Here is a 15156-nt window from a genome sequence, read left to right as displayed (position 1 = left end):
GCCAGCCGTCGCACGGCATGGCCCATCGCGGGCGGTGTGCCGTCCGACCGACAGGAGATGAGATCATGATCGTCGAGGAACGGGATTACCGCGTGCGGGCCGGCAAGCTCGCGAGTTTCGTGTCGATCTATGGCGAGCACGGCCTGCCGATCCAGATCGAGTATCTCGGCACCTTTCACGGCTACTTCACGACCGAGATCGGCGAGCTGAACCATGTCGTGGCATGGTGGTCCTACGACAGCCTCGATGACCGCGAAAACCGGCGTGCCCGCATGATGGCGGACCCGCGCTGGCAGGCCTACCTCGCCAAGGTCGACGGGCTCCTGGATGTCCAGTCCTCGCGCATCCTGAAGCCGACCGCCTTCTCTCCCCTGCGCTGAACCGGCCGCACGATGGCAACCTTCGAACTCACGCTCCCCGACGGGGCGGTCCTGCGCGGCCACGTGGAGGGACACGGGCCGGACATGCTGCTCGTCAGCGGCCTCGGCGGGGCCGGCGCCTTTTGGACGCCCGTCGTGGACGCACTCGCCGACCGCTTCCGGCTGATCCGTTTCGACCAGCGCGGAATCGGGGCCAGCACGCGTGGCACGGAGCCCTGCACGATCGCGACCCTCGCGGCCGATGCGGGGGCGATCCTGGCCCATCTGGACGCCGAGAGGACGACGCTCGTCGGCCATTCGACGGGCGGCTGCATCATCCAGGAGATGGCGCTGGCGGATCCGTCGCGGATCGCCGGGCTCGTCCTGACCGGCGCCTGGGCCGCGCCGAACCGCTTCATGACGGAGCTTTTCCACGCCCGCCTGCGCATCCTGCGCACGGAGCCGCGTGACTACGCAGCCATGGGCGTCTTCCTCGGCTACGCGGCCGAGTGGCTCGACCGGAACTGGGCCGTGTTCGACGCCGCCGTCGCAGCCGCGCCCGTCACGCCCGCGGCCCAGACGATCGTCGCCGAGCGGATCGAGGCGCTGCTCGCCTTCGACCGGAGCCGCGACCTCGGCGCAATCCGGGTTCCTTGCGCGATCGTCGGCGCCGAGGACGACCTCATCGTCCCGGCCTTCCTGCAGCGCGAACTCTCGCGGCTCCTCCCGGATGCCCCGCTCGAGATGTTCGAGAGCGGCGGCCACTTCTTTCCGCTGACCCGGCGGGAGCGTTTCGTCGAGCTGGTCGCCCGCTGGGCGTTCGGCTTCGCCGGGCAGGTGGGTGGCTCGGCCGCCCGCGCCTAGGGCAGCGGTTCAGCCGGTCTCATGGTCGCCCGGTTGCGGCGGCGCGAGGGGCGTGAAGGCGCAGCGGTCGGGCTTCAGGTCGATCAGCGGCGTGCCGTCGAGGCAATCGAGTCCGCGGACCAGCAATGTCGCGCCCTCGATCCCGACGAGGGCCGCCAGCGAGGTGCCGATCGGGTTCGGCCGAACCGGCGAGCGCAGCGAGAACACCCCCCGCACGGTGCCGTCGCTCCTCGGGCTCTGCAGGAGGATGTCGCGGCGGGACTGGTCGAGCCAATACAGCACCTCGACCTTGTCGTAGAGCCCGATTCCGTCGAGCCCGCCGGCCCAGGGTTCGAAGACCTCGATCCGGCAGACAGGGCCGTCGAGCCGCCCCTGGCGCGGGCAGGCCATGCGGTCTGTCCAGGGTGTCCGGATCCGGCCGATGAAGACGAGACCGGCATCGGTTGCCGTCGGCGGCGTCACGGCGACCTCGCCCGGCCTGATCTCGTTCCGCCTCACCATGCTGACGCCTCGGTCACGCGAGCATCTGCAGGTCGCCGTCGACCGAGATCGCCTGGCCGGAGATGGTCCGGCCACGGGGCGAGCACAGGAACACGATCTGGTCCGCAAGCTGCTGCGGGGTGACGTATTCCTTCAGGGACGCGTTCGCGAAGGCGCTCGCTTCCATCTCGGCATAGGAGATGCCGAGTTGCTGGGCCTTCGCCTCCATCACCCGGCGCTGCCGGTCGCCGGAGACGAGGCCCGGCAGGATGGCGTTCACCCGGATGCCGAACTCGCCGAGTTCCCGCGACAGCGACTTGGTGAAACCGATCACGGCCCATTTCGCGGCCGAATAGGGCGTTCGCATCGCGAAACCGGCGCGGCCGGCCGCGGAGGACAGATTGACGATCGAGCCGTTGCGGCTCTCCTTCAGATGGGGCACGGCGAGCCGCACGCAGTTGAACTGGCCGGTGATGCAGACTTCGAGGCAGCGGTCCCAATCCTCGGGATGGATCTCCTCGACCCTCCCGGTCGGGCCCGCGATGCCGGCATTGTTCACCAGCACGTCGAGGCCGCCGAGGGCGGAGAGCGCGTCGGCGAAGACGCGGACGACGTCCTCGCGGTCGGCGACATCGCCATAGGACGCGGTCAGGCCGGGATCGCTGCCGGGAAGGCTCGCGAGCGCGGTCCGGTCGACGTCGCAGACATGAATCCGGGCGCCCTCGCGAGCGAAGGCTCGGGCGATCTCGAGGCCGATCCCGGCGGCTCCTGCCGTGACCAGGACTCGAAGGCCGGAGATGTCGAGATCCATGCGCGTTCCGTTTCCTTCAGCGCCGGTCGGCTTGCCCGCGAGGGCTGGACAAGGCGCCCGCGGCACACGCTAAGTGCGTCCCAGGATCGCGGCAAGACGACAAGCCGCGGCGATCAGGAGGACACGCCGATGGACGAATCCCGGATTCTCACGCGCCGCAACGTCCTGCACGGCACCGCCGGCGCGGCGCTCGTGGCCGGCATCGGCATGCCGGCGATCAGCCGGGCGCAGAGCGACGTCATCCGGATCGGCCACCTCACGCCGATCACGGGCTTCCTCGGGCCGCTCGGCGAATACGCCCAGATGGGCGTGAAGCTCGCGGCCGAGGAGGTGAACGCAGCGGGCGGCATCCTCGGCCGCAAGGTCGAACTGGTGCTCGAGGATTCGGTCAATCCGCAGACCGGCTCCGCCAAGGCCGAGCGGCTGATAGCGCGCGACAGGGTCGCAATGATCATCGGCGAGATCTCGTCCGCGACCGCCCTCGCCATCGGCCAGGTGGCGAACCGGACGAAGACCGTTTTCATCAACACGGGAGCGAATTCGGACGCCCTGCGGGGTCCGTCCTGCAACCCCTACATGTTCCACATCGAGGCCGCGAACTCGATGATGGTCATGGCCGTCGGTCAATATCTCAAGAGCGAGAAGATGATCGAAGGCAAGAAGTGGTATTCGCTCACGGCCGACTACGCCTTCGGCCACGATCTCTTCAAGGTCGCCAGGAAGTTCGTCTCGGACAACGGCGGACAGTTCGTCGGCCAGGACCTCGTGCCGACCGACGCGACCGACTTCTCGCCCTATCTCCTGAAGATCCGGCAGGCGCGGCCGGATGTGGTCGCCTCGAACCTCGCCGGCAACCAGATCACGAATTTCATCAAGCAATATGCCGAATACGGGCTCACCTTCCCGATCACCGGCTTCGGCTTCGACACGGCGGTGGCCTGGGGCGCCGGCAAGGGCAACTTCTCCGGCATCTGGCCGCTGATCTGGCATCATCTCGTCGATGCGCCGTCCTCCAAGGCCTATGTCGAGGCGTTCTCGAAGAAATACGGCAAGCTGCCGGAGAACCAGTCCTGGGGCGACTACAACTCTCTGAAGCTCGTCGCGCAATCCTTCAACGAGCTGAAGTCGGCAGACCCCTCGAAGTTGGCCGAGCACCTGCGCAAGGGCGCCAAGTTCGACATCCTCAAGGGCCGCGAGGGCTATTTCCGCGCCTACGACAATCAGATGGTGCAGGAGATGTATGCGGTCCGAGCTAAGGACCAGGGCAAGATGAAGGACCAGTGGGACATCTACGATCCCCTAGGAGCCGTGCCGGCCGTCGGCGGCGATCTCGAGATGCTGGCGCCGGCCAAGGACGGCGAGTGCAAGATGCCGGCGTGAGGGCCGAAATGCTCCTCTTCTCCCCGTCCAGGACGGGGAGAGGAGGGAGACCGCCGTGCAACTGATCTTCCTTCTCGAGCAGGTTCTGAACGGGCTTCTCGTCGGGGCCTATTACCTCCTGATCGCGCTCGGTCTGTCCTTGATCTTCTCGCTCGGCGGCATCGTGAACCTTGCCCATGGCGGGTTCTACGCGATCGGAGCGTATCTCGCCGTCGCGCTCGCGCCTCGCATCGGCTTCGCCGGGGCGTTCGTGGCGTCGCCGATCCTCGTCGGGCTGCTCGGCGTCGCGGTCGAGCGGCTCGTCTTCCGTCGCTTCTACCGGGCCGATCCGATCCTCAGCCTGCTCCTCACCTTCGGCCTCGCCATGGTGATCGAGCAGAGCCTTCGCATCCTCTTCGGGGCCGCGCCGCTGCCCTTCTCGATCCCGGCCGAATTGCGTGGCCAGGTCCTCCTCGGCGACTTCATCTACCCGCGCTACAGGCTGATGATCCTCGTGGTGGCGCTGGCCGCGGTCGCCGCGACCTGGTTCCTGGTCTATCGCACGAGCTTCGGCCGCGTGGTCCGAGCCGGCGTACAGAATCCCGAGATGGTGGGCGCCCTCGGCATCTCGCTCCAGCCCTACATGACGGCCGTCTCCGCGCTCGGCATCGGCCTCGCCGGGCTCGCGGGCGTGCTCCTCGCGCCGATCTCGGGCGTGCATCCGGCCATGGGCGCCGAGATCCTGACGGCCGCCTTCGTCGTCGTCGTGATCGGCGGCCTCGGCTCGTTCTGGGGCGTGGTCGCGGCTGCGGCGCTCGTGGGCGTGGTGCGCGGCATCACGATCTTCGTCTTCCCGCCCGCCGGGGAGGCCTCGATGTATCTCCTGATGGCGCTGGTGCTGCTCGTCCGGCCGCGCGGCCTTCTCGGCGAGCGCATCCAGAAATTCGAGTGACCGCGATGTTCCGGGATGCCCGGCCCCTCCTCGTCGCGGCGGCCTCCCTCGTCGCTTTGCCCTTCCTGCTCGACATGGCCGGGCTGCCGCTCCGCTCGGCGATCGACGTCGTCGTCTTCGCGGTGGCCTGCCTCGGGCTGAACGTGCTGGTCGGCCATACCGGGCTCGTCTCCTTCGGCCACGGGGCCTGGTTCGGCCTCGCCGCCTATGCGGCGGCGCTCAGCCAGCTGCATTGGTTCCCCGAAGGCATCGTCCTGCCGTCGCTCTTCGCGATCCTGTTCACGATCCTTGTCTCCGGCCTCCTCGGTGCCCTGATCCTCAGGCGACGCGGCGTCTATTTCTCGCTTCTGACGCTGGCGCTCACCGCGATGCTCTTCGCGGTCGCTTATCGCTGGACCGCCTTCACGGGCGGGGAGAGCGGGCTCGGCGGCATCAAGCGGCCGAAGGTGCTCGGGATCGATCTCGGCTCCGACGCGACCTATTACGGCGTCGCCGCCGTGATCGGCTTCGTCGTGACCGCGTTCCTGTGGCGCTTCCACGGCTCGCCCGCCGGAAGCGTGCTGGTCGCGATCCGGGAGAACGAGCAGCGCGCACGTTTCCTCGGCTACCCGACCACCCGCTACAAGCTGCTCGGCTTCGTGATCTCCGCCGCTGTCGTGGGGATCGCCGGGGTCCTGTCGGTCTTCAACCACCGCTTCGCCTCGGCCGACCCGCTCTCGGTCGCCTTCTCGGGCGAGTTGATCGCGATGGTCGTAATCGGCGGGATGCGGAGCTTCCTCGGCCCCGCGCTCGGTGCGCTCTTCTACATCCTGTTCCGGGAATTCCTGTCGATCTGGACCGCGCAATGGCTGTTCTGGTTCGGGCTTCTCTTCGTCGGCTTCATCATGTTCTCGCCGACGGGCCTCGTCGGCGTGGCGGGCCGCCTCGTCGCTCCCTTCCGCAAGCGGGAGGAGGGAGACGCCGCGATGTCGGCCCGCACCCTGTCCGACGAGCCGCTGCCGGCCTCCCTCGTCCCGACCGACCATGTCGCGGGCACGATCCTCGAGGCGCGCGGCATCGCCAAGAGCTTCGGCGGGCTCAAGGCCGTGCAGGGGGTGACCATCGCGGTCCGCGACCGCTCCCTGCACGCGCTGATCGGGCCGAACGGCGCCGGCAAGACCACGGCCTTCAACCTCATCTCGGGACTGTTCCGGCCGGACGAGGGCGAAATCCTCCTCGCCGGCCGCTCGATCGCCGGCCTCTCGCCGGAGCGGATCACGCAGGCCGGGATCGGGCGCTCCTTCCAGATCACCAATCTCTTTCCGACGCTCACGGTGGAGGAGAATATCCGGCTCGCCGTGCAGGCCCGCCACCCGCGCCGCTTCCACCCGATGGTCCGGGCGCGCGGCATCGTCGAGATCGAGACCGAGACCTCGGCCCTCATCCGCTATCTCGGCCTCGCCGGCATCGAGCGGGCGGAAGCGGGCGCTCTGTCCTATGGCGGCCAGCGCCTCCTCGATATGGGCCTGGCGCTGGCGACGCGGCCCCGCGTGCTGCTTCTCGACGAACCGCTCGCCGGCCTCGCGGCGGCCGAGCGGCAGCGCATCGGCGACATTATCAAGCGCATCTCGGCCGACCTGCCGGTGCTCCTCGTCGAGCACGACATCGACCGCGTCTTCCAGATCGCGGATGCCGTGACGGTGATGAACGAGGGCCGCGTCCTCGTGGACGGCGATGTCGAGGATGCCCGCTCGAGCCCCGAGGTCCAGGAAGTCTATATCGGCTCCGGCAACGCGGCGGTGGCGGCGAAGCCGCGGGAAAGCGCGGCCGAGCCCGAGACGCTGCTCGAGGCGAGCGGCCTGAATACGTTCTACGGCAGCAGCCACATCCTGACCGACATCGCCTTCACCCTGCACCAGCACGAGATCCTGGCGCTCCTCGGCCGTAACGGCGCCGGCAAGTCCACGCTGCTGAAGACGCTGATCGGCATCGCACCGCCCGCCTCGGGCACGATCCGGCTCGCCGGGACCGAGATCGCGGGCCGGCCCTCGGCCGAGATCGGGCGGCTCGGCATCGGCTACGTGCCACAGGGGCGCGGTCTCTTCGCCGGCATGACGGTCGCGCAAAACTTGGAACTCGGCCGGCTCAAGCGCCAGACCGGCCAGGGCATCCATTGGGACCTCGATCGCATCTTCGACTATTTCCCGCGCATCCGCGAACGGCTCCACACGCCGGCCGATTACCTGTCCGGCGGGGAGCAGCAGATGGTGGCGGTCGCCCGCGCGCTCTCCGGCGATGTCCGCGTGCTCCTCCTCGACGAGCCGTTCGAGGGGCTCGCCCCCGCGATCGTCGAGCAGCTCTTCGAGAGCTTCGACCGCCTCCGGCGCGAGATTTCGATCGTCATCGTCGACCACCATCTCGACCTCGCCCTCGCGCTCTCGGACAAGACGGTGGCGCTGGAACGTGGCCGCGTCATCCACGACGGGCCCTCGGCGGCGCTCCGGGACGATCTCGGGCTTCGCCGTAAGGTGCTGTGGCTGTGAGGAACGACGAGGAAAAAGTATGAACACCGTCGCCATCTTGGGATCGGGCCTGATCGGCCGGGCCTGGGCCGTCGTCTTCGCCCGCGGGGGCTGGAACGTCCGCCTCACCGACACGCATCCGGAGACGCTGGCCGCCGCCCCGCGCCTCATCCGGGCAGGCCTCGACGCGCTCGCCGAGCATGGGCTCGTCCCCGATCCGGCCGGCGCGGCGGCACGCGTGAGCGTCTCGGCGTCGTTGGAGGAGGCCGTGGCCGGCGTCGACCTCGTCCAGGAGAACGGCCCCGAGACCGTGGAGGCGAAGCGCGCGCTCTTTCGTGACCTTGACCGCCTCGCGCCACCGGCCGCGATCCTCGCCTCCTCGACCTCGGCGATCGTCGCCTCGCTCTTCACCGAGGATCTGCCCGGCCGGGCCCGCTGCCTCGTCGCGCATCCCGTGAACCCGCCGCACCTGGTGCCGATCGTCGAACTCTGCGGCGCGCCCTGGACGTCGCCGGAGACGGTCGCGCGGGCACGGGCGATCTACGAGGCGGTCGATCAGGTGCCGATCACCGTGCATCGCGAGGTCGAAGGCTTCGTGCTGAACCGCCTTCAGGGCGCCCTTCTGGCCGAGGCCTTCCGGCTCGTCGGAGACGGCGTGGTCTCGCCGCAGGATCTCGACAAAACGATCGCCGACGGGCTCGGGCTGCGCTGGTCCTTCCTCGGGCCTTTCGCGACAATCGAGCTGAACGCGCCGGGCGGTATCGCCGATTACTGCGCGCGCTACACGGGCTTCTACAAACGCCTCGCGGCCGAGCCGGCGGGCCCCGAGGTGTATGATGCCGGCACCACCGCGCGTATCCTGGCGGCCTGGGGCGAGAGCCCGGGCCGGGAGGAGCTTGTCCGCAAGACCGCGTCCCGGGACCGCCGCCTCGCCGCCCTGAAGGCGCATAAGCGGGAGCAAGAGACGTGACTGCGATCGTCAACTCAACCCGCGTCATGCTGAGGAGCGCCGCAAGGCGGCGCGTCTCGAAGCACGCACGACGGGTGGAACAGATGCCCTTTCATCTCCCGCTCGGGCGGGGATCGCTGCAATCGGCGCGAGTGCTTCGAGACGCAGGCTTCGCCTGCTCCTCAGCATGACGCCGTGGGTGGATTGATTTGGAGGAAATGACCATGGCCAGCCGCAAAGTCATCATCACCTGCGCCGTCACCGGCGCGATCCATACGCCGACGATGTCGCCCTACCTGCCGATCACGCCGTCCGAGATCGCGGAAGCCGCCATCGGGGCGGCCGAGGCCGGGGCCGCGATCGTGCATCTGCATGCCCGCAACCCGGAAACGGGACAGCCCGATCAGCGGCCCGAGGCCTTCGCGCCGTTCCTGCAGGTCATCAAGCAGCGCTCGGATTGCGTGATCAACATCACGACCGGCGGCGCGCCGACCATGCTGGTCCAGGAGCGGGTCGGGCCGGCCGCGCATTTCAAGCCGGAGGTCGCCTCGCTCAACATGGGCTCGATGAATTTCGGGCTCTACCCGATGCTGGCCCGGTTCAAGGAGTTCAAGCACGAGTGGGAGCGGCCCTATCTCGAGGGTTCGAAGGACCGCATCTTCCGAAACACCTTTGCTGATATCGAGTATATCCTGACGACCTGCGCCGAGAACGGCACCCGCTTCGAGATCGAGTGCTACGACATCGGCCACCTCTACACGCTGTCGCATTTCGTCGAGCGCGGCCTGATCAAGCCGCCGCTCTTCGTGCAGAGCGTGTTCGGTCTTCTCGGCGGAATCGGGCCGCATCCGGAGGACGTGGCGCATATGAAGCGCACCGCCGACCGCCTGTTCGGCGACCAGTATCGCTGGTCGGTGCTGGGGGCTGGCCGCAACCAGCTCCCGATCGCCGCGATGTCGGCCGCGATGGGCGGCAACGTCCGGGTCGGGCTCGAGGATTCGCTTTGGATCGGCCCCGGCACGCTTGCGAAGTCGAATGCCGAGCAGGTGCGACTCGCCCGCCAGATCATCGAGGGGCTCGGACTCGAGATCGCTTCGCCGGACGAAGCGCGCGAGGCGCTGGAATTGAAGGGCGGCGACCGGGTGAATTTCTAGCTCACCCCTCTCCCCCGCTCACACCGGCGAAAGCCGGTGCCCAGGGTGGGGTGGATCCCGGCTTGCGCCGGGATGAGCGGGTCTGGTGCTGGAGGCCCATCAGGCCACCGCCCCCGTGATGCCGGCCGAGGCGCCGGCGCCGTCCTGGGTCGCCATGCCCTCGCGCCGGAACGGCAGGATGTCCCGGATGCTGATCACGCCGATGACGCCGTGTGGCTCCATGACGGGGACATGACGGATGTGATGGGTGTCCATCAGCTCGAAGACCTGGTCGAGATCGTCTCCGCATCGGCACGAGATGATGTTCTTCGACATCAGCTTCGACACCGGCATGGCAAGCGCGGCCGCGCCGTGATCGGCGATCGCCCGCAGCACGTCGCGTTCGGAGAACATTCCGACCGGGGTGTTGCCCTCGGTGCGGACCACGTCCTTGACGACCAGCGCCCCGACATTCTCCCGCCTGAGGAGCCGGGCCGCCATCTCCACGCTCTCGTTCATCCGGATCATGATGATCCGGGTGCCCTTCCGGCGCATGATGTCCTCGACCTTCATGGCGTTCCTCCTCGTGCTATTATCCTCGTTGTCCGACTGGTCCCCTCAGGCGGGGATCAGCTCGGCCGCCTTTACTTGGGCGGCGCAGTATTTGAATTCGGGGATCTTGCCGAAGGGGTCGAGCTGCGGGTTCGTCAGCACATTCGCGGCCGCCTCGGCATAGGCGAAGGGAATGAAGATCAGGCCGGGCGGGATGGCGCCGTCGATGCGGGCCTTGAGCCGGATCGAGCCGCGCCGGGTCGAGACCTCGATGAAGGCGCCGGTCTGCGAGCCGAGACGCTCCATGTCCCGGGCCGAGACATAGGCCACGGCCTCCGGCTCGAGATCGTCCAGCACCTGCGAGCGGCGGGTCATCGAGCCCGTATGCCAATGTTCGAGCTGCCGGCCCGTCGTCAGCACGAAGGGGTATTCGGCGTCCGGCTCCTCGGCCGGCGAGATCAGCGTCGCGGGCACGAAGCGGGCCCGGCCGGTCTTGGTCGGGAAGCCGTTGTCGAAAACGATGTCGTGGCCGGGCTCGTTCGGACCGTCGACCGGATAGGTGACCGAGTTCTCGCGCTCGACCCGGTCCCAGGTGATGTTGGCGAGCGACGGCATGACGGAGACCATCTCCGTGAACACCTCGCTGACATGGCCGTAGGTCCAGCCGCAGCCGAGCCGGTTCGCGAGGTCGATGATGAGGTCGAGATCCTGCCGGGCCTGTCCGGGGAGCGGCAAAGCGGCCCGCCCCATCTGGACCTGCCGGTTCGTGTTCGAGACCGTGCCGTCCTTCTCGGGCCAGGCCGAGGCCGGCAGGACGACGTCGGCGTATTTCGCGGTCTCGGTGAGGAAGATGTCCTGCACGACGAGATGGTCGAGCTTGGCCAAAGCCGCGCGGGCATGCTGGACGTCGGGGTCCGACATCGCGGGGTTCTCACCCATGATGTACATGCCGCGGATCTGGTCGGCATGGACCGCGTCCATGATCTCGACGACGGTGAGACCCCGCTTCGGATCGAGTTTCGTGCCCCACATCTCCTCGTAGCCGGCCCGGATCTCGGGATCCTCGACCGACTTGTAGTCGGGGAAGAACATCGGGATCAGCCCGGCATCGGATGCGCCCTGGACGTTGTTCTGGCCGCGGAGCGGGTGGAGGCCGGTGCCGGGCCGGCCGATTTGGCCGGTGGAGAGCGCGAGCGCGATTAGGCACCGCGTGTTGTCGGTGCCGTGAATGTGCTGCGAAATGCCCATCCCCCAGAAGATGATCGCCGATTCCGCCCGGGCGTAGAGCCGCGCCACCTCGCGCAGGGTCTGGGCCGGGATGCCGCAGATCTTTTCCATCTCCTCGGGCGGGTAGTTTTTCACATTCTCGACGAGCTTGTCGAAATCGTCCGCATTCGCCTGGACGTATTGCTCGTCGTAGAGCTTCTCCTGGATGATCGTGTGCAGCATCGCGTTCAGCATCGAGACGTCGCGTCCCGGCCGGAACTGCAGCATGTGGGTCGCGAAGCGCTTCAGGGCCTGGCCGCGCGGGTCCATGACGACGAGCTTAGCGCCGCGTTCGACCGCATTCTTGAAGAAGGTCGCGGCGACCGGATGGTTCTCGGTCGGATTCGCGCCGATGACGACGATGACCTCGGCATCCTTGGCGGCCATGAACGGAGCCGAGACCGCGCCGGAGCCGACACCTTCCAGCAGGCCCGCGACCGATGAGGCGTGGCAGAGCCGGGTGCAATGGTCGACATTGTTGGTGCCGAACCCCATCCGGACGAGCTTCTGGAAGAGGTAGGCTTCCTCGTTCGAGCCCTTGGCCGAGCCGAACCCGGCGAGCGCGCCACCGCCATGGGTGTCGCGGATGCGAGCGAGTCCGCCGGCGGCCCGCTCCATCGCCTCGTCCCAGGTCGCCTCGCGGAAATGCGTCAGCGGGTTCATGGGATCGATGTCGGTGTCGTGTTTCGAGACGCCGTCCTTCCGAATCAGCGGCACGGTCAGCCGGTCGGCATGGTGGATATAGTCGAAGCCGAAGCGGCCTTTCACGCACAGGCGGTTCTGGTTCGAGGGACCGTCGCGGCCCTGCACCGCGACGATCTTGTCGTCCTTCACCTCGTAGGTGAGCTGGCAGCCGACGCCGCAATAGGGGCAGATGCTGTCGACGGTGCGGTCCGGCGCATTGGCGAAGGCGCCCGTCTCGGCATCGACGTGGCTCTTCTCCATCAGGGCGCCCGTCGGGCAGGCCTGGACGCACTCGCCGCAGGCGACGCAGGTGGAGCCACCCATCGGGTCGTCGAAATCGAACACGATCTTCTCGAGCGATCCCCGGAGCGCCATGCCGATCACGTCGTTGACCTGCACCTCGCGGCAGGCCCGGACGCAGAGGTTGCAATGGATGCAGGCGTCGAGCTGCACGGCCATGGCCGGGTGGCTGAAATCCGCGGCCTTGTTCGGGCGGTCGACGGCCGGGAAGCGGCTCGTCGTGACCTCGATCCGGTTGGCCCAGGTCCAGAAGGCCGAGGCCGGATCATGCGCCGTCTCGCGTGCGGGCTGGTCGGCGACGAGGAGCTCGAAGACGAGCTCGCGCGACGTCCGCGCCCGCTCCGAGGTCGTCGTCACCTTCATGCCCGGGGAGGGGCGGCGGATGCAGGACGCCGCGAGCGCGCGCTCGCCCTCGACCTCGACAACGCAGCCGCGGCAATTGCCGTCCGGCCGGTAGCCGGGTTTCGGCGAATGGCAGAGATGCGGGATGTCGGTCCCGAGCCGGGATGCGACCTGCCAGATCGTCTCGCCCAGCTGGGCTTCGACCTCCAGGCCGTCGAGGAGGAACCTGGTGCTGCCGCCGAGGGTGATGCCGTCGGACATCGTCGCGATCTTTCGGTTCAGTACCGCGCCGGCTTGCCCGGATCGGGCGCCTGCTCGGCGGGAGATACGGGGCTCGAGACGAAGATCTCGGAGCGGAAATGCTTCATGACCTGCTTGACCGGGTTCATGGCCGCCTGGCCGAGCCCGCAGATGGAGGCGTCGGTCATGACCTTGGTGAGGTCGTTCAAGAGCGTCTCGTTCCAGTCAGGCCGGCGCATCAGCGTCACGGCCTTTTCGGTGCCGATGCGGCAGGGGGTGCATTGCCCGCAGCTCTCGTCTTCGAAGAACAGGAGCAGGTTCAACGCGACGTCGCGCATATCATCCTGGTCCGACAGGACCACGACGGCGGCCGAACCGATGAAGCAGCCATGCTCCTCGAGCGTGCCGAAATCGAGCGGGATATCGTCCATCGCGGCCGGCAGGATGCCACCCGAAGCACCGCCCGGCAGGTAGGCCTTGAAGCCGTGGCCCTGGGCCATGCCACCGCAATATTCGTCGATCAGCTCGCGCACGGTGATCCCCGCCGGAGCGAGCTTCACGCCCGGCTCGCGGACGCGGCCCGAGACCGAGAAGCTGCGCAGACCCTTGCGGCCGTTCCGGCCATGCGCCGCAAAGGCGGATTCACCCTTCTCGACGATGTCCCGCACCCAGAACAAGGTCTCCACATTGTTGATGAGGGTCGGTTGGCCGAAGAGCCCGACCTGACTCGGGAAGGGCGGCTTGTGCCGGGGCAGGCCGCGCTTGCCCTCGATCGACTCTAGCATCGCGGATTCCTCGCCGCAGATATAGGCGCCGGCGCCGCGCCGCATCTCGATCTTCACGTGCCGGTCGAGGCCGGCGGCCGCGAGTTTCGGGATCTCGCGCTCCAGCAGCGCGCGGATCTCGGGATACTCGTCGCGAAGGTAGATGTAGACGGTCGCGGCCTCGACCGCCCATGCCCCGATCAGCATGCCCTCGAGGAAGCGATGCGGGTCCCGCTCGAGATAATGGCGGTCCTTGAAGGTGCCGGGCTCGCCCTCGTCGGCATTGACCGCCATCAGCCGCGGTCCCGGCTCAGCCCTGACGAAGCGCCACTTGCGGCCGGTCGGGAAGCCTGCGCCACCGAGGCCCCGGAGGCTCGAATCCTCGAGCGCCTTCAGAATGTCCTCTACGGGGCGAACGCCGCGCACGCATTCTTCCAGCAGGCGATAGCCGCCCTCGGCCCGGTAGCGTTCGAAATCGATCGTGTCGTCCGGGATGACCGGATGGGTGTGGCCGGTCTCGATCGCCTCCGTGACGCTGCCGACCGAGGCATGTTCGTGCAACGCATGCCCGATCGCGACCGCGGGGGCATGGTGACAAGCCCCCATGCAGGGCGCCCGCACCACGCGGACGTCCTGCCCGAGCGACGCTTTCAGGCCTTCCAGGAGGGAATCGGCGCCCATCAGTGCACAGGTGAGGCTGTCGCAGACTCGGACCGTCAGAGGCGGCGGCACGGCCTCGCCGTCCATGACGATGTCGAAATGGGCATAGAAGGAGGCCACCTCGTAGACCTCGACCAACGCAAGCTTCATCACGAAGGCGAGCGCCGCGAGATGGCGGGCATGGAGGCAGCCGAAGCGGTCCTGGAGCAGGTGAAGGTGCTCGATGAGGAGATCGGCCCGGAGAGGGCGGTCCCCGAGGAGCGCCTCGACCTCGCCCAGGGACGCGGGCTCGACCTGCCGACCCTTCGGCGTGTCGCGGGAGCGCTTGCGACCCGAGCCCGGATGGATGCTTCGCGCCTGCGGCTGAGGCACGCCGGCTTGTCCGACCAGGGGTTCGTGAAGGTTCATGCTCGATCCTGGCCGTCGGGCCGACGGGACATTGTCTTTGGTCTCATTCGCAGAGGCGAGATGGGCGCGTCAGTCGGCAGAACGGCGCAGTCCCCCTGGGCAGCTAGGTCCGGAACCTCGCCTCGGCAGGGTTCCGGACGTGATCACACTCAGAGCAGGCCGGCGCCGCGGGCCCATTTGTACTTGGCACCCAAGACCTCGACCGGCAGCTCGGTCGAATAGGCATAGGCCGGGATGCCGTGGTCGTAGAGATATTGCGACGCCTCCTCGACCTCGACGTCGCCCGCGAGCGAGGCCACGACGGGCTTCACCTTGCCCTTGGCCTTCATCTCCTCGACGACCTCGACCATGAGCTTGGCGAAGACCATCGGCGGGGTTACGATCGTGTGCCAATAGCCGAGGATGAGGGCGTGGATGCGGTCGTCCTCGAGACCGAGCTTCACGGTGTTCTGGTAGGTCTTCGGCGGCTCGCCGCCGGTGATGTCGACCGGATTGCCGGAGGCGCCGAAGGGCGGGATGAACTTCTTGAAGG

Annotated in this window: 12 protein-coding genes and 1 pseudogene; 7 read left to right on the top strand and 6 right to left on the bottom strand. The window is 67.9% G+C overall.

Translation table 11 applies throughout. The annotated features are described in order from the left end of the window. Positions 1 to 65: 65 nt before the first annotated feature. Together ACFE87_RS07325 and ACFE87_RS07320 are read left to right on the top strand one after the other, a co-directional pair. Complete coding sequence (locus ACFE87_RS07325; RefSeq protein WP_375458972.1) at positions 66 to 380, top strand: NIPSNAP family protein; 315 nt, start codon at positions 66 to 68, stop codon at positions 378 to 380. Between the two features lie 12 nt (positions 381 to 392). After that, a complete protein-coding gene (locus ACFE87_RS07320; RefSeq protein WP_375458971.1) occupies positions 393 to 1223 on the top strand; it encodes an alpha/beta fold hydrolase in 831 nt (276 codons plus the stop codon). Between the two features lie 9 nt (positions 1224 to 1232). Here ACFE87_RS07320 and tsaA read toward each other — a convergent pair whose 3' ends face one another. After that, on the bottom strand, positions 1233 to 1724 hold the full coding sequence (gene tsaA, locus ACFE87_RS07315; RefSeq protein WP_375458970.1) for a tRNA (N6-threonylcarbamoyladenosine(37)-N6)-methyltransferase TrmO: 492 nt from the start codon (positions 1722 to 1724) through the stop codon (positions 1233 to 1235). Positions 1725 to 1737: 13 nt separating this feature from the next. Beyond that, positions 1738 to 2514 carry an SDR family oxidoreductase gene (locus ACFE87_RS07310; protein WP_375458969.1) on the bottom strand — a complete coding sequence of 259 codons (777 nt, stop codon included), beginning with the start codon at positions 2512 to 2514 and terminating at the stop codon, positions 1738 to 1740. Positions 2515 to 2643: 129 nt separating this feature from the next. Here ACFE87_RS07310 and ACFE87_RS07305 point away from each other — a divergent pair, with 129 nt between their 5' ends. From ACFE87_RS07305 to ACFE87_RS07285, 5 genes are all read left to right on the top strand, one after another. Further along, positions 2644 to 3894 (top strand): ABC transporter substrate-binding protein, encoded by a 1251-nt coding sequence (locus ACFE87_RS07305; protein ID WP_375458968.1) that lies wholly within the window; start codon positions 2644 to 2646, stop codon positions 3892 to 3894. A 55-nt stretch (positions 3895 to 3949) separates the two neighbouring features. Further along, a complete protein-coding gene (locus tag ACFE87_RS07300) occupies positions 3950 to 4825 on the top strand; it encodes a branched-chain amino acid ABC transporter permease (protein WP_375458967.1) in 876 nt (291 codons plus the stop codon). 5 nt (positions 4826 to 4830) lie between these two features. Further along, a complete protein-coding gene (locus tag ACFE87_RS07295) occupies positions 4831 to 7347 on the top strand; it encodes an ATP-binding cassette domain-containing protein (RefSeq protein WP_375459051.1) in 2517 nt (838 codons plus the stop codon). A 19-nt stretch (positions 7348 to 7366) separates the two neighbouring features. After that, positions 7367 to 8296, top strand: a complete 930-nt coding sequence (locus ACFE87_RS07290; RefSeq protein ID WP_375458966.1) for a 3-hydroxyacyl-CoA dehydrogenase — start codon at positions 7367 to 7369, stop codon at positions 8294 to 8296. Positions 8297 to 8499: 203 nt separating this feature from the next. Then, positions 8500 to 9429: a 3-keto-5-aminohexanoate cleavage protein gene (locus ACFE87_RS07285; protein ID WP_375458965.1), complete on the top strand. Its 930-nt coding sequence runs from the start codon at positions 8500 to 8502 to the stop codon at positions 9427 to 9429. 99 nt (positions 9430 to 9528) lie between these two features. On the opposite strand, the gene ACFE87_RS07280 is transcribed toward ACFE87_RS07285, so the two are convergent. The 4 genes and pseudogenes from ACFE87_RS07280 to ACFE87_RS07265 form a co-directional block, all read right to left on the bottom strand. Beyond that, positions 9529 to 9981 (bottom strand): CBS domain-containing protein, encoded by a 453-nt coding sequence (locus ACFE87_RS07280; protein WP_375458964.1) that lies wholly within the window; start codon positions 9979 to 9981, stop codon positions 9529 to 9531. Between the two features lie 45 nt (positions 9982 to 10026). Beyond that, positions 10027 to 12813: a formate dehydrogenase subunit alpha gene (gene fdhF, locus ACFE87_RS07275; RefSeq protein WP_375458963.1), complete on the bottom strand. Its 2787-nt coding sequence runs from the start codon at positions 12811 to 12813 to the stop codon at positions 10027 to 10029. Between the two features lie 17 nt (positions 12814 to 12830). Continuing rightward, positions 12831 to 14624 (bottom strand): NAD(P)H-dependent oxidoreductase subunit E, encoded by a 1794-nt coding sequence (locus ACFE87_RS07270; RefSeq protein WP_375458962.1) that lies wholly within the window; start codon positions 14622 to 14624, stop codon positions 12831 to 12833. Between the two features lie 149 nt (positions 14625 to 14773). Beyond that, a pseudogene (locus ACFE87_RS07265) lies at positions 14774 to 15156 on the bottom strand (CoA-binding protein); the annotation flags it as partial.

The sequence above is a fragment of the uncultured Enterovirga sp. genome, assembly GCF_964242715.1.
Classification (GTDB): Bacteria; Pseudomonadota; Alphaproteobacteria; order Rhizobiales; family Beijerinckiaceae; genus Enterovirga.
This window is presented reverse-complemented; position numbering and strand designations above follow the sequence as displayed.

Coding starts and splice junctions, on each gene's coding strand:
- ACFE87_RS07320 (WP_375458971.1), top strand. CDS start 393: ATGGCAACCTTCGAACTCACGCTCCCCGACGGGGCGGTCCTGCGCGGC.
- ACFE87_RS07325 (WP_375458972.1), top strand. CDS start 66: ATGATCGTCGAGGAACGGGATTACCGCGTGCGGGCCGGCAAGCTCGCG.
- ACFE87_RS07285 (WP_375458965.1), top strand. CDS start 8,500: ATGGCCAGCCGCAAAGTCATCATCACCTGCGCCGTCACCGGCGCGATC.
- ACFE87_RS07280 (WP_375458964.1), bottom strand. CDS start 9,981: ATGAAGGTCGAGGACATCATGCGCCGGAAGGGCACCCGGATCATCATG.
- tsaA (WP_375458970.1), bottom strand. CDS start 1,724: ATGGTGAGGCGGAACGAGATCAGGCCGGGCGAGGTCGCCGTGACGCCG.
- ACFE87_RS07290 (WP_375458966.1), top strand. CDS start 7,367: ATGAACACCGTCGCCATCTTGGGATCGGGCCTGATCGGCCGGGCCTGG.
- fdhF (WP_375458963.1), bottom strand. CDS start 12,813: ATGTCCGACGGCATCACCCTCGGCGGCAGCACCAGGTTCCTCCTCGAC.
- ACFE87_RS07305 (WP_375458968.1), top strand. CDS start 2,644: ATGGACGAATCCCGGATTCTCACGCGCCGCAACGTCCTGCACGGCACC.
- ACFE87_RS07310 (WP_375458969.1), bottom strand. CDS start 2,514: ATGGATCTCGACATCTCCGGCCTTCGAGTCCTGGTCACGGCAGGAGCC.
- ACFE87_RS07295 (WP_375459051.1), top strand. CDS start 4,831: ATGTTCCGGGATGCCCGGCCCCTCCTCGTCGCGGCGGCCTCCCTCGTC.
- ACFE87_RS07270 (WP_375458962.1), bottom strand. CDS start 14,624: ATGAACCTTCACGAACCCCTGGTCGGACAAGCCGGCGTGCCTCAGCCG.